Annotated in this window: 14 protein-coding genes; 9 read left to right on the plus strand and 5 right to left on the minus strand. The window is 57.8% G+C overall.

Annotation, left to right across the window (positions count from 1 at the left end):
• Positions 1–57 precede the first annotated feature (57 nt).
• From tehA to ACQUTD_RS13880, 3 genes are all read left to right on the plus strand, one after another.
• On the plus strand, positions 58–1,059 hold the full coding sequence (gene tehA / locus ACQUTD_RS13870) for a dicarboxylate transporter/tellurite-resistance protein TehA (protein ID WP_473275865.1): 1,002 nt from the start codon (positions 58–60) through the stop codon (positions 1,057–1,059).
• The gene (gene tehB, locus ACQUTD_RS13875; protein WP_072568533.1) at positions 1,059–1,655 is read left to right on the plus strand and encodes a tellurite resistance methyltransferase TehB; all 597 of its coding nucleotides are present in this window, start codon (positions 1,059–1,061) and stop codon (positions 1,653–1,655) included. Before tehA ends, tehB begins: the two co-directional genes overlap by 1 nt.
• A 133-nt stretch (positions 1,656–1,788) precedes the next feature.
• Positions 1,789–2,457, plus strand: coding sequence for a DUF3313 domain-containing protein (locus ACQUTD_RS13880; RefSeq protein WP_072568532.1), 669 nt, complete (start codon positions 1,789–1,791; stop codon positions 2,455–2,457).
• A 30-nt stretch (positions 2,458–2,487) separates the two neighbouring features.
• Here the strand turns inward: ACQUTD_RS13880 and ACQUTD_RS13885 are convergent, their stop codons facing one another.
• A complete protein-coding gene (locus ACQUTD_RS13885; protein ID WP_473275862.1) occupies positions 2,488–3,396 on the minus strand; it encodes an EamA family transporter in 909 nt (302 codons plus the stop codon).
• On the opposite strand from ACQUTD_RS13885, the gene ACQUTD_RS13890 reads away from it, so the two are divergent.
• Positions 3,395–3,562: a hypothetical protein gene (locus tag ACQUTD_RS13890; RefSeq protein WP_473275859.1), complete on the plus strand. Its 168-nt coding sequence runs from the start codon at positions 3,395–3,397 to the stop codon at positions 3,560–3,562. The two genes, ACQUTD_RS13885 and ACQUTD_RS13890, sit on opposite strands and share 2 nt — an antisense overlap.
• 8 nt (positions 3,563–3,570) lie before the next feature.
• Positions 3,571–4,443: a helix-turn-helix transcriptional regulator gene (locus tag ACQUTD_RS13895; protein ID WP_072569451.1), complete on the plus strand. Its 873-nt coding sequence runs from the start codon at positions 3,571–3,573 to the stop codon at positions 4,441–4,443.
• On the opposite strand, the gene ACQUTD_RS13900 is transcribed toward ACQUTD_RS13895, so the two are convergent.
• Positions 4,423–5,589 carry a benzoate/H(+) symporter BenE family transporter gene (locus ACQUTD_RS13900; RefSeq protein WP_473275855.1) on the minus strand — a complete coding sequence of 389 codons (1,167 nt, stop codon included), beginning with the start codon at positions 5,587–5,589 and terminating at the stop codon, positions 4,423–4,425. The two genes, ACQUTD_RS13895 and ACQUTD_RS13900, sit on opposite strands and share 21 nt — an antisense overlap.
• A gap of 88 nt (positions 5,590–5,677) precedes the next feature.
• On the opposite strand from ACQUTD_RS13900, the gene ACQUTD_RS13905 reads away from it, so the two are divergent.
• Positions 5,678–6,223, plus strand: a complete 546-nt coding sequence (locus ACQUTD_RS13905) for a helix-turn-helix domain-containing protein (RefSeq protein WP_473276127.1) — start codon at positions 5,678–5,680, stop codon at positions 6,221–6,223.
• 80 nt (positions 6,224–6,303) lie between these two features.
• Entirely contained in the window at positions 6,304–8,268 is a 1,965-nt protein-coding gene (locus ACQUTD_RS13910) for a U32 family peptidase (RefSeq protein WP_473276123.1), read from the plus strand.
• A 106-nt stretch (positions 8,269–8,374) separates the two neighbouring features.
• Here the strand turns inward: ACQUTD_RS13910 and ACQUTD_RS13915 are convergent, their stop codons facing one another.
• Genes ACQUTD_RS13915 through ACQUTD_RS13925 form a run of 3 tightly spaced genes read right to left on the minus strand, consistent with a single transcriptional unit; the run spans position 8,375 to position 10,898 of the window.
• The gene (locus ACQUTD_RS13915; RefSeq protein WP_318362917.1) at positions 8,375–8,503 is read right to left on the minus strand and encodes a DUF2474 domain-containing protein; all 129 of its coding nucleotides are present in this window, start codon (positions 8,501–8,503) and stop codon (positions 8,375–8,377) included.
• Positions 8,503–9,513 carry a cytochrome d ubiquinol oxidase subunit II gene (gene cydB / locus ACQUTD_RS13920; protein ID WP_473275851.1) on the minus strand — a complete coding sequence of 337 codons (1,011 nt, stop codon included), beginning with the start codon at positions 9,511–9,513 and terminating at the stop codon, positions 8,503–8,505. The genes ACQUTD_RS13915 and cydB overlap by 1 nt, the downstream gene beginning before the upstream one ends.
• Positions 9,513–10,898 carry a cytochrome ubiquinol oxidase subunit I gene (locus tag ACQUTD_RS13925; RefSeq protein ID WP_072568525.1) on the minus strand — a complete coding sequence of 462 codons (1,386 nt, stop codon included), beginning with the start codon at positions 10,896–10,898 and terminating at the stop codon, positions 9,513–9,515. Before ACQUTD_RS13925 ends, cydB begins: the two co-directional genes overlap by 1 nt.
• Before the next feature lie 183 nt (positions 10,899–11,081).
• Here ACQUTD_RS13925 and ACQUTD_RS13930 point away from each other — a divergent pair, with 183 nt between their 5' ends.
• Together ACQUTD_RS13930 and ydcS are read left to right on the plus strand one after the other, a co-directional pair.
• On the plus strand, positions 11,082–12,491 hold the full coding sequence (locus ACQUTD_RS13930) for an aminotransferase class I/II-fold pyridoxal phosphate-dependent enzyme (RefSeq protein ID WP_473275848.1): 1,410 nt from the start codon (positions 11,082–11,084) through the stop codon (positions 12,489–12,491).
• 154 nt (positions 12,492–12,645) lie between these two features.
• Positions 12,646–13,791, plus strand: coding sequence for a putative ABC transporter substrate-binding protein YdcS (gene ydcS / locus ACQUTD_RS13935; RefSeq protein WP_072568523.1), 1,146 nt, complete (start codon positions 12,646–12,648; stop codon positions 13,789–13,791).
• Positions 13,792–13,793 lie beyond the last annotated feature (2 nt).

The following is a 13,793-nucleotide window of genomic DNA, read 5'->3' on the forward strand; positions in this document are numbered from 1 at the left end:
TATCTGGCGCGAATTTCCATAAAATGTATTTCAAATATCATTTAAAAATTCAACAAAATGTGTAACCGAATTGTTAGCAAAAAAGTGCTGCATTTGCCCGCCGGTTATTTCGGGATGGTGCTGGGGATTATCGGCATGGGCTTCGCCTGGCGTTATGCCAGCACTATCTGGCCGGTCAGCCATGCGATTGGTGACGGGCTGGTCGCGCTGGCGACCTGTATCTGGGCGTTGCTGACGCTGGCATTTCTGTGGCGACTGGCGCGCTATCCGTACAGCGTTTTGCGGGAGATGCGTCATCCGGTGCAGAGCAGCTTTGTGAGCCTCTTTCCGGCGACCACCATGCTGGTGGCCATCGGCATGGTGCCCTGGTGGCGCGCGCTGGCGCTGGGACTGTTTATCGTCGGGGTGACGGTGCAACTGACCTATGCCGCCTGGCAATCCGCAGGCCTCTGGCGTGGCCGTCATCCGCAGGACGCCACCACGCCGGGGCTGTATCTGCCGACGGTAGCCAATAACTTTATCAGCGCCATGGCCTGCGGCGCGCTCGGTTTTCATGACGCCGGGCTGGTGTTTTTAGGAGCCGGCGTTTTCTCCTGGCTCAGCCTTGAACCGGCGATCCTTCACCGGCTGCGCAGCGCCGGGGAGCTGCCCGTCGCCATGCGCACGTCCCTCGGCATTCAGCTTGCGCCCGCGCTGGTCGCCTGTAGCGCCTGGTTTAGCGTCAACGGCGGCGAGGCGGACACCTTCGCCAAAATGCTGTTTGGCTATGGTCTGCTGCAACTGCTGTTTATGCTGCGGCTGATCCCCTGGTATCTGTCGCAGCCGTTTAACGCCACTTTCTGGAGCTTCTCGTTCGGCGTGTCGGCGCTGGCCACTACCGGATTACATCTGGGGCACAGCGCGGGTGCGGGATTCTTTCACACGCTGGCGCTGCCGCTGTTTGTGTTCTGTAACCTGATCATAGTGCTGCTGGGGATCAAGACCCTGATGCTGTTATTTCAGGGCAAACTGCTGATCCGCGTCGACCCGGCACAATTAATTAACGCTAAGGATGAATAATGACCACTCGCGATGAAAACTATTTTACTGAGAAATACGGCCTGACCCGTACCCATTCCGAAGTGCTGGAAGCCGGGGCGATGATCCCACCGGGTAAAACCCTGGATCTGGGCTGTGGCAACGGGCGCAACAGCGTCTGGCTGGCGGCAAAAGGCTTTAACGTAACGGCCTGGGATAAAAACCCCAACAGCATTGCTAATCTGCAACGCATCAAAGCGGCGGAAGGGCTGGATAACCTTGAGATTGCTATTCAGGATCTGAACGCGCTGACCTTCGATGGCGACTATGATTTTATTTTGTCCACCGTGGTGATGATGTTCCTTGAGCCGCAGACTATTCCGGGACTGATCGCCAATATGCAGCGCTGCACCGTGCCGGGGGGCTATAACCTGATTGTCGCCGCCATGGATACCGAAGATTTTCCGTGCAATGTCGGCTTCCCGTTTGCCTTTAAAGAAGGTGAACTGCGCAACTATTACGACGGCTGGGAGATCGTGAAATACAATGAAAATCCGGGGGAATTACACCGCACCGATGCGAATGGCAACCGCATTAAACTGCGCTTCGCCACGCTGCTGGCGCGTAAAGCCGCCTGAGCATAAATTACCCGGCCTGACGCCGGGTTTTTTATTTGCCTGAAATGTGCGCCACGCCTCTTTTAGTCACAACAGCGACACAATGGTTTTGCTATAACCACCTGTGCATATGTGCACTAACTGAGATCTTATTATGCGTACTCATACTTTATTTAAAGTTGCAGTGCTAACCGGCCTGCTCACCCTGGCAGGCTGTGCGTCGAAAGTGGCGGAGCCTGATAACTATTCCGGGTTTTTGAAAGATTATTCTGGCTTGCAGCAAACCACCTCCGCATCGGGTAAACCTGTTTTGCGTTGGGTGGATCCCAATTTTGATCCCAACCAGTACGACAGCATTATTTATCATCCGGTGACTTACTATCCGGTGGCAAAACCGACCTCGCAAATCGGGCAGCAAACGCTGGATGGTCTGCTGAACTACACCAACAGCAAACTGAAACCTGCCATCGGACAGCGTAAACCGCTGGTGACGTCGCCCGGCGCGCACAGCCTGATTTTCCGCGGGGCGATCACCGGGGTGAATTCCAGCAAAGAAGGGCTACAGTTCTATGAAGTGGTGCCCGTCGCGCTGCTGGTCGCCGGGACGCAGGCTGCCACCGGGCACCGTACCATGGACACGCATCTCTATTTTGAAGGCGAACTGATTGACGCCGCCACCAATAAACCGGTGCTGAAAGTGGTGCGTAAGGGCGAAGGGAAAGATCTCAACAATGAAAGCACGCCGATGACCGTCGAAACCTTAAAACAGGTGGTTGACGACATGGCGACCGACGCCACCATGTTCGATCTCAACAAAAAGTAAAACCGCGCGCCACCGACCGGTGGCGCAGTTTTATGCCTGTTTCACCCGCCAGCTTCTGCCGGTAAACCACTTTTCCGGGCGGGCGAACATCACCAGATTACCCACCAGGATCAGCGCCAGTCCGCACACTGCATTCAGATGCCAGACATAACCCTCATACAGGGTGGAGATGGTCAGGGCGACCAGCGGAAACAGCAGGGTGCTGTATGCCGCTTTGCTGGGGCCGATGCGTCCGACCAGCGTGAAGTACGCGCCGAAGCCGATCACCGAGCCAAACAGCGCCAGGTAGACCAGCGCGCCGAGGTAAGAGAGCGTCCAGTCCGGGGTAAAATCGTCGCCGCGCACCAGCGCAATCCCGCCCATAATCAGCGTGCCGTAGAGCATCGCCCAGGCGTTAGTGGTCATGGTTTCCAGCCCGTTACGCTGATGGCGCAGGCTGATCATATTGCCCATCGAGAAACCCAGGGTGCCGAGCGCCGACAAGCCGATACCCATCAGCAGCGTACTGCTCATATCGGTGGCGACCAGATCGTGCCAGAACAGGGCGACGATGCCGCACAGTCCCAGCACCGCCGCCAGATAAAAGCGGGCAGGTGGCCGGTTACCGAAAAACAGAAAACTGTTGATGGCGTTAAACAGCACCGCCATGGAGAAGATCACCGACTCCAGCCCGGTATTGATCCATGCCGCCGCGGTATAAAAACACCAGAAGTTAAAGCCGAACACGCAGCCGCCCTGCAACAGGCAAAACAGGTGATCGCGTCGCGCCAGCGGCCGCAGTCGCCGCCACGCAATAAGCGCCGTCATGATGACCAGGGTCGCCAGCGCAAAGCGCCAGAATATAGAAACCGGTGCCGGGACGCTGCCCTGTTGTAAAAAGATGGCGATCCATGTGGTGCCCCATATCACTACCACCAGGCAATACAATAATGCGTTCATGTTTTATCTCTTCACGGTTGACCTGCTGCTGATTCTGGCGCGGTATTTCGCCCGCGGCTTGCACCGCGTTGCGGTCAACTTGCAAATTCTTGCGCTTTTTTATCGGGCGGCGGGACAATATGCGGGGAAGGCGGGTAAACTGCGGATCTGGTTAATCATTTGTTAAGCGGCGTTATGGCGGAAACTTATCGGGCGTTTGAAAATCTGCGCAATCACAATGCGGTGCTGCATGATTCGGTGGCGCTTAATACCGGTATGCAGCTGGCGGCCTGGTCAAACACGCGCGACAACATCACCCAGTATTGCGATCACCACACGCTGAGCCTGTACATCGCCGACGGTTACGAGAGCTATCACAAAACGTCCGGCGGCTGGAAAAATGGCGGTGGCCCGGATCGTTTCTGCCTGATGCCGACCGACAGCGAATCCAGCTGGGATATTCGCGACGACCTCTCCTTTGTGCATCTCTACTGTACCGATGCGCATCTGCGTACGGTCAGCGAGCAAATCTGGGATCGCCGTCCCGCATCCTTAACCCTGAACGAACAGATGTTTGGCGAAGACGCGCAGATCACCGCGCTGTACCGTCATTTTCTGCTCGGCTGCGACTGGCAGCAGCAGGCGAACCAGCTGACGCTAAGCACTGCCTCAACCTTACTGTTAACCCATCTGGTGCAGCACTACAGCAACGTGCGCTGGCGGCTGCCGACCGTCACCGGCGGGCTGTCGCCGTCGGTATTGCGCAACGTCCTGGCCTATATTGACGCCAGCCTCGCGCAACCGCTGACGCTGGCGGATCTGGCCGCCGAAGCGGCATTAAGCGAATTCCATTTCGCGCGCATGTTCCGCCAGTCGATGGGGCTGGCGCCGCACCAGTATGTGATGCAGCGCCGCATGGCGCAGGCCGAGCAGATGGTGCGCTACAGCGACAGCTCCCTGACCGATATTGCGCTGGCCTGCGGCTTTAACTCCGCCAGCCATTTCAGCAACCGCTTTAAAAGCGTCACCGGTATAACGCCGTCGCAGCTACGCGCGCGCCGCGCGTGACAGCAGGGCGTAGCATGCGCCGCCAATAATCAATCCCCAGAAGGCGGAGCCGATGCCGAGCAGCGTAATGCCGCTGGCGGTGATGAGGAAAGTGACAATGGCTGCGTCACGCTCACGGGGATGCGCCAGCGCCTGATAAAGGCTGCCGCTGAAGGTGCCGAGCAGCGCCAGCCCCGCCAGCGTCTGGATCCAGCTCACCGGCAGCGCCGTCATCAGCGCGGTAATGGAACCGCCAAAAATCCCTGCCAGCAGATAAAACCCTCCGGCAGCCATTGCAGCCAGCCAGCGTTTACTGGCGTCAGGATGCGCATCCGGGCTGAGACACACCGCCGCGCTGATCGCGCCAATGCACACCGAAAACGCGCCGAAACCCGACAGCAGTACCGTTAACCCGCCGGTAAAAATCATCAGCGGCGAAACGGGAACCTGATAGCCCGCCGCCTGAAAGGTCGCCACGCCAGGCGCGTTTTGCGATGCCATGGTGACGAGGAAAAAAGGAATGCCGATGCTGATAAGGGTGGTCAGGCTGAACTGCGGGGCGATAAATTCCGGCATGACCGGGTTAAAATGCAGCCCGGATGTGACAACGTCACCCGAAGCCCATGCGGCGACAATCCCCGCCAGCAGCGTGCCGACGATGGCGTAGCGGGGCGCGAACGCCTTGCCCAGCATCCACGCCAGTAGCATACTGCCGCACAATAAAAAGTGTCCCTCAATATTCCTGAAGGCTTGCAGGCCAAAACGCAGTAAGATGCCGCCCAGCATGGCGGCGGCCAGCGAATGGGGAATAATTTTCATCAGCCGCGCAAATAAGCCGGTGAGGCCGCACAGCAGGATCAGCGCATTGGCGAAAATAAAAACGCCTACCGCTTCGTTAATGCTTACCCCGTGCAGGCTGGTCGCCAGCAGCGCCGCGCCGGGCGTGGACCATGCGGTGAGCAGCGGAACGCGGTACCATAGCGTCAGCGCCAGCGTACTGACGCCCATCGCGAGGCCGAGGGCGGTCATCCAGCCGGCGATCTGCACCTCGCTGGCACCGGCGGCAGAAGCGGCCTGCCAGATAATGGCCGCCGAGCTGGCGTAACCGACCAGCACAGCAACAAAACCCGCGAGCAGCGCGGGGAGTGGGAAAGAGAACGGACGCATAATGATCCTTGTGCGTTATAACGTCCGCACAAACTATCATTGTGCGCTATAACGTACAAGCGACGGGTAATGCAACCAGGAGAAAATGATGGATCTGACACAGTATCTGGCCGGGACGCTGAAAAGCCTGCGTCAGGCGCGGGGCTGGAGTTTGTCACGGCTGGCGGAAGAAACCGGCGTATCCAAGGCGATGCTCGGCCAGATTGAGCGCAACGAGTCCAGCCCGACGGTGGCGACACTGTGGAAAATCGCCACCGGCCTGAACGTGCCGTTTTCGACCTTTATTGCCGCGCCCGATACGATGGCGCCGCAGGCCTACGATCCCGACCAGCAGGCGATGGTTATCACGCCCTTGTTCCCCTGGGATGCGCAACTGCACTTTGATCTGTTTTCCATCACGCTGGCCCCCGGCGCGCTGAGCGAATCCACGCCCCACGAATGCGGTGTGATTGAACATGTGGTGGTGATTTCAGGCGTGCTGGAGATGTGTCTCGACGGCCAGTGGCAGAGCATTAGCGCCAACAGCGGCCTGCGTTTTGCGGCGGATAAAGCGCATGCCTATCGCAACAGCACCGCGCAGACCGTGCACTTTCATTCACTGATCCATTACCCCAAAGAAAAAAGCCGCGGTTAAGGCGTGGAAAGTGTTTTGGTCTGTGGGCTATTCTCACTACAATAGCGGCCATTTTGACCATCCTGGATAACGACGACCGTATGCGCCTGCAATCCCATCATCTTGAATTATTAAGCCCGGCCCGTGATACCGACATCGCCCGCGAAGCCATTCTTCACGGCGCGGATGCGGTGTACATCGGCGGCCCCGGCTTTGGTGCCCGCCACAATGCCAGCAACAGCTTGCAGGACATTGCGAAACTGGTGCCTTTTGCCCATCGCTATGGCGCGAAGGTGTTTGTGACGCTGAACACCATTCTCCATGATGATGAACTGGAACCGGCGCAGCGGCTGATCACCGATCTCTACCAGACCGGCGTGGATGCGCTGATCGTCCAGGACATGGGCGTGCTGGAACTGGATATTCCGCCGATTGAACTGCACGCCAGCACCCAGTGCGATATTCGCAGCGTTGAAAAAGCCAAATTCCTCTCGGATGTCGGCTTTTCGCAGATCGTACTGGCGCGTGAACTTGACCTTCAGCAGATCAAAGCCATCCATCAGGCCACCGACGCCACCATTGAATTTTTCATTCATGGCGCGCTGTGCGTGGCGTACTCCGGTCAGTGCTACATTTCCCACGCGCAGACCGGGCGCAGCGCCAACCGCGGCGACTGCTCGCAGGCCTGCCGTCTGCCGTACACCCTGAAAGACGATCAGGGGCGCGTGGTGTCCTATGAAAAACACCTGCTGTCGATGAAAGACAACGACCAGACCGCCAACCTTGGGCAGCTGATTGACGCCGGTGTGCGCTCCTTCAAAATCGAAGGGCGCTATAAGGACATGAGCTATGTGAAGAACATCACCGCCCATTATCGCCAGATGCTCGATGCCATTATTGAAGATCGCGGCGACCTGGCGCGCTCTTCAGCGGGGCGTACCGAGCACTTCTTTGTTCCGTCCACGGATAAAACTTTCCATCGTGGTAGTACCGATTATTTTGTGAATGCCCGTAAGGCTGACATCGGCGCCTTTGATTCGCCGAAATTTATCGGCCTGCCGGTAGGAGAAGTCCTGCGTGTGGGTAAAGATCACCTGGATGTGGAAGTCACTGAACCCCTGGCGAACGGCGACGGGCTGAACGTGATGATCAAGCGCGAAATCGTTGGTTTTCGCGCCAACACGGTGGAGAAAACCGCCGAAAACCGTTATCGCGTCTTCCCGAACGAGATGCCCGCCGATCTGCATAAAGTGAAGCCGCATACCGCGCTGAACCGCAACCTCGACCATAACTGGCAGCAGGCGCTGACCAAAACCTCCAGCGAACGCCGTATCGCGGTGGATATCGAGCTGGGCGGCTGGCAGGAACAGCTGATCCTCACCGTCACCTGTGAAGACGGCATCAGCGTCACCCATACGCTGGACGGTCAGTTCGATGAAGCCAATAACGCCGAAAAAGCGTTAAACCAGTTGCAGGATGGCCTGGCAAAATTAGGCCAGACCCGTTACTACGCGCGCGATATTCAGGTAAACCTGCCAGGCGCGCTCTTTGTGCCGAACAGCCTGCTCAACCAGCTGCGCCGTGAAACCATTGAACTGCTGGACGACGCCCGTCTGGCTAACTATGAGCGCGGCAGCCGTAAACCGGTGGCGGTACCTGCGCCGGTGTATCCGGAAACGCATCTGTCGTTCCTCGCCAACGTCTATAACGCCAAAGCGCGGGCGTTTTATCATCGCTACGGCGTACAGCTGATCGATGCCGCTTACGAGGCGCACAAAGAGAAGGGCGACGTGCCGGTGATGATCACTAAACACTGCCTGCGTTTTGCATTTAATCTCTGCCCGAAACAGGCTAAAGGTTCGATCAAGAGCTGGAAAGCGACGCCAATGCAGCTGGTGCATGGCGATGAGGTGTTAACCCTGAAATTTGACTGCCGTCCGTGCGAGATGCACGTGGTGGGCAAGATCAAAAATCATATCCTCAAAATGCCGCATCCGGGCAGCGTGGTGGCGTCAATGAGTCCTGAAGATCTGATGAAGACCTTGCCGAAACGCAAAGGGGTTTGACGGCAACGCCGGGTGGCGGCAACGCCTTACCCGGCCTGGGGTATGATGTGGTTGCGTCATTTTGTAGGCCCGGCAAGCAACGCGCCGCCGGGCACTAAATAACGACTCAATGTGCCTTAAACCCCGCCGCGCTCATCAGCAGCCGGAACCCCATACTCACCGCGCCGAGCGCCAGCACGCTGGCGCCCCAGATGATCACCAGCCACATCAGCCGTTTCCATAAAGGTTTCTGCATCAGTGATAGCCCTCGCCGGGTTTAACTTTGCCGCGGAACACGTAGTAGCTCCAGAAGGTATAGACCAGGATCACCGGAATAATCAGCAGCGCGCCGACCAGCATAAAGCCCTGGCTTTGCGGCGGGGCGGCCGCCTCCCACAGCGTGATGGACGGCGGGATAATGTGCGGCCAGATACTGATGCCAAGGCCGCTGAAGCCCAGGAAAATCAGCCCCAGCGTCAGCACAAAGGGCAACGAATGGTGCTCGACATTGCTCAGGCTGCGCCATTGCCACAGGCTCAGCAGCACCACCAGCACCGGTACCGGCATCAGGAAGAAAATATTCGGCATACTGAACCAGCGATCGGCAATCGCCTGATGCGCCAGCGGCGTCCACAGGCTGATCACCGCAGTTACCACCAGCAGCGCCAGCAGTAGCTGTTTCGACGAACGACGCATTTTCTCCTGCAGTTCACCGCCGCTTTTCATTACCAGCCAGCTTGCGCCCAGCAGGGCATAAGCCACCACCAGTCCAAAACCGCAGAACAGGTTAAAGGGCGTCAGCCAGTCCAGCGGACCGCCGCTGAACGTACGACCCGTCACCGGGAAACCGTTCAGCACCGCGCCCACCACGATACCCTGAGTGAAGGTGGCGAGGATCGAACCGCACAGGAACGATTTATCCCAGAACGGGCGATGTTCCGGGGTGGCTTTGAAGCGGAACTCAAAGGCCACGCCGCGGAAAATCAGCCCAATCAGCATCAGCGTCAGGGGGATGGTCAGCGCGTCAATAATGACCGCATAGGCCAGCGGGAACGCACCGAACAGACCCGCACCGCCCAGCACCAGCCAGGTTTCGTTGCCATCCCATACCGGGGCGACCGTGTTGACCATCACATCGCGTTCGTCTTCATCCTGTACCAGCGGAAACAGAATGCCGATGCCCAGATCAAAGCCGTCCATCACGATATACATCAGCGTGGAGAAGACGATGATCACAAACCAGATTACCGACAGATCGATACCCATTATTTAAACTCCTCCCTGGTGGCCGACAGCGGGCGGGCAGGCCGGCCATCTGTGGGATGTTCGTCAGGTGGCTGCGGCCCCAGTTTGATCAGGCGCACCATGTAGCTGTAACCGACGCCGAAGACCGAGGTATAGACCACGAAGAAGGTCAGCAGGCTGATACTCATCTGCAAATCGCCGTGGGCGGAAACCGCGTCGATAGTGCGTTGCAGGCCATACACCACCCAGGGCTGACGGCCGACTTCCGTCGTCACCCATCCGGCGAGAATGGCGATAAGTCCGGAAGGCCCCATCCATAACGCAAAATGCAGGAAAGGCCGTGACTCATAAAGGCGGTGTTTATAGCGCAGCCACAGCGCCGCGACGCCAAGCAGCATCATCAGCAGGCCCATCGCCACCATGATGCGGAACGACCAGAACACAATGGTGGAGTTGGGACGGTTCTCTTTCGGAAATTCTTTTAACGCCGGAACCTGTTTATCCAGACTGTGCGTGAGGATCAGGCTGCCAAGCGCCGGGATCTCCAGCCCGTAGCGGGTGCGCTCTTCTTCCATATCCGGCAGGCCGAACAGCAACAGCGGCGTCGCTTCGCCCGGTCTGTTTTCCCAGTGGCCTTCAATGGCAGCGATCTTGGCCGGTTGATGCTCCAGCGTGTTCAGCCCGTGCATATCGCCGATCATCGCCTGAATGGGCGCGACAATCAGCGTCATCCACAGCGCCATGGAAAACATGGTGCGAATAGCGGGGGTGTTATTACCGCGCAGCAGATGCCAGGCCGCGGACGCCCCCACAAACAGGGCGCTGCTGAGAAACGCCGCCACCGTCATATGCAGCAGCCGGTACGGGAAGGAAGGGTTGAAAATAACCGCGAACCAGTCCACCGGCACCACCTGACCGTTGACGATCTCAAAGCCCTGCGGGGTGTGCATCCAGCTGTTGGACGCCAGGATCCAGAAGGTGGACATCAGCGTACCCAGCGCCACCATGCAGGTCGCCAGAAAGTGCAGCCCCGGCCCGACTTTATTCCAGCCGAACAGCATCACGCCGAGAAAACCCGCCTCAAGGAAGAATGCCGTCAGCACTTCATAGGTCAGCAGCGGCCCGGTAATACTGCCGGCAAACTGCGAAAAGCCGCTCCAGTTAGTGCCGAACTGATAGGCCATCACCAGACCGGAAACCACCCCCATACCGAAGTTTACGGCGAAGATTTTCGACCAGAAATGGTACAGCGCACGCCATACCGGATTTTTGGTTTTCAGCCACAATCCTTCCAGCACCGCAAGGTAACTGGCCAGCCCGATGGTGATCGCCGGAAAGATAATGTGGAATGAAACCGTGAAAGCGAACTGGATCCTCGCCAGATGAAACGCATCAAGACCGAACATAGACAACCTCTGATAACCTGCTGTTAGCGTTAATGGTAATGATCCGGGAGTAAAACGTGCAGACGCAGATACCCGATATTTTTAGATAACAGTTTGCGAAAAGCCGTCATTTTGAGTGAACTGATATAGCGAAAGGGCAACTGTCGTGGTACGGTAAGTTTAGGTTAGTTTTGTGTAAGTGAAATGAAAAAATATCAGCGCCTTGCGCAACAAATTATCGACCAGATTGAGCTCGGCGTCTGGCAGCCAGGGGACCGTTTACCTTCGTTGCGCGAGCAGGTGACGCACAGCGGCCTGAGCTTTATGACCGTTGGCCATGCCTATCAGATGCTGGAAAGCCAGGGGCGCATCGTCGCCCGCCCGCAGTCCGGCTATTTCGTCGCGCCGCGTCCGGTGAGCCAGAAACTGACGCCGCCCGCGCAGGTGATGCGAGATGAGGCGGTGGACATCAACACCTACATTTTTGACGTATTACAGGCCAGCTGTGACGCCTCGGTGCTGCCGTTTGGTTCGGCGTTTCCCGATCCACATCTTTTCCCGCAGCAGCAGCTTAACCGCTCGCTTTCAGCGATTGGCAAAACCGCCACCGCCATGAGCGTGATCGAAAACCTGCCGCCGGGCAATGCCGCGCTGCGTCATGCCATTGCCCGCCGTTACGCCCAGCAGGGCATGACTATTTCGCCGGATGAAATCGTGATCACCGCCGGGGCGCTGGAAGCGCTCAACCTGAGTTTGCAGGCGGTCACGCAGCCGGGAGACTGGGTGATTGTCGAGAACCCCTGTTTTTACGGCGCATTGCAGGCGCTGGAGCGGCTGCGGCTGAAGGCGCTGTCGGTGGCGACGGACGTGAAAGAGGGTATCGATCTGGAAGCGCTCGCTCAGGCGCTGAACGACTATCCGGTAAAAGCCTGCTGGTTGATGACCAACAGCCAGAACCCGCTCGGCTTTACCCTCAGCGCCGACAAAAAAGCCAGGCTGGTCGCGCTGCTGGCCCAGCATAACGTCACGCTGATAGAGGATGATGTTTACAGCGAGCTGTATTACGGACGTGAAAAACCCTTGCCCGCGAAAGCCTGGGATACCCAGGACATGACGCTGCACTGCTCGTCATTTTCAAAATGTCTGGTGGCGGGTTTTCGTATCGGCTGGGTGGCGGCGGGAAAACACGCGCGGCGTATCCAGCAGCTACAACTGATGAGCACCTTATCCACCAGTTCGCCGGTGCAGCTGGCGCTGGTCGATTACCTCTCCACCCAGCGTTACGACGCCCATCTGCGCCGCCTGCGTCGCACGCTCGCCGCCCGCAAACAGCAAAGCTGGCAGGCGCTGCTGCGCCATCTTCCGTCGGAGGTGAAGATTCACCACAACGACAGCGGTTACTTTTTATGGATCGAACTGCCCGCAACCCTGGATGCGGGAAAATTAAGCGAGCAGGCGCTGGCGCACCGCATCAGCATCGCGCCGGGCAAGATGTTTTCCACCTCCGACGCCTGGGTGCCGTTTTTCCGCTTTAACACCTCCTGGGAGTGGGGCGACCGCCAGGAACAGGCGGTGAAGATCCTCGGACAATTAATTCGTGAATTGCTGAAATAACAACTCTTTGCGGCGGCTTATTTACTGAATTTAACGCCGGTCACAACCTGAGCAAATTTCTTTTATACGGATCGTGCCGCTGTCTACCTTTATGAAGGGAGACTTTTTAACGGCACGGCTGCCGCACCTCTTATTGCGACAGGAGTACATCCGTATGAGCAAAACATTTGCGCGCAGCTGTCTGTGTTCGCTGGGCATGACCCTTGCCTGCGCCCACGCCGCCGAACCGCCCACAAAAATCGGCGATGGCGAAGGGCGGCTCGATATTATCGCCTGGCCCGGTTATATCGAGCGCGGGCAAACCGATAAGGACTACGACTGGGTGACGGCCTTTGAAAAAGAGACCGGCTGCGCCGTTAACGTCAAAACCGCCGCCACCTCCGATGAAATGGTCAGCCTGATGGCGAAGGGCGGCTACGACCTGGTTACCGCCTCCGGCGACGCCTCCCTGCGGCTGATCATGGGAAAACGCGTCCAGCCGATCAATACCGCGCTGATAGAGAACTGGAAAAACGTCGATCCGCGTATGGAGAAGGGCGACTGGTTTAACGTCAATGGTAAAGTCTACGGCACGCCGTATCAGTGGGGGCCGAACCTGCTGATGTACAACACCACCACGTTCCCCACGCCGCCGGACAGCTGGGCGGTGCTGTTTATCAAACAGCAACTGCCGGACGGTAAAAGCAATCAGGGGCGCGTACAGGCCTATGACGGGCCGATTTATATCGCCGATGCCGCGCTCTATGTGAAAGCCACCCAGCCGGAACTCGGCATTGAGGATCCCTACCAGCTCACCCAACAGCAGTACGACGCCGTACTGAAGGTACTGCGCGACCAGCATCAGTTGATCCATCGCTACTGGCATGACACCACTGTGCAGATGAGCGACTTCAAAAACGAAGGCGTGGTGGCCTCCAGCGCCTGGCCGTATCAGGCAAACGCGCTGAAAGGCGAAAATCAGCCCATCGCCACCGTCTTTCCGAAAGAGGGCGTCACCGGCTGGGCGGACACCACTATGCTGCACGCCGACGCCAAACACCCGAACTGCGCCTATAAGTGGATGAACTGGTCGCTGACGCCAAAAGTGCAGGGCGATGTGGCGGCCTGGTTTGGCTCGCTGCCGGTGGTGCCGGAAGGCTGCAAGGCCAGCACGCTGCTGGGCGAGAAAGGCTGCGACACCAACGGCTACAGCTTCTTTGACAAAATCGCCTTCTGGAAAACGCCGGTGGCGGACGGCGGTAAATATGTGCCGTACAGCCGCTGGACGCAGGATTACATCGCCATTATGGGTGGACGTTAAGC

This window comes from Enterobacter sp. K510 (assembly GCF_055804875.1).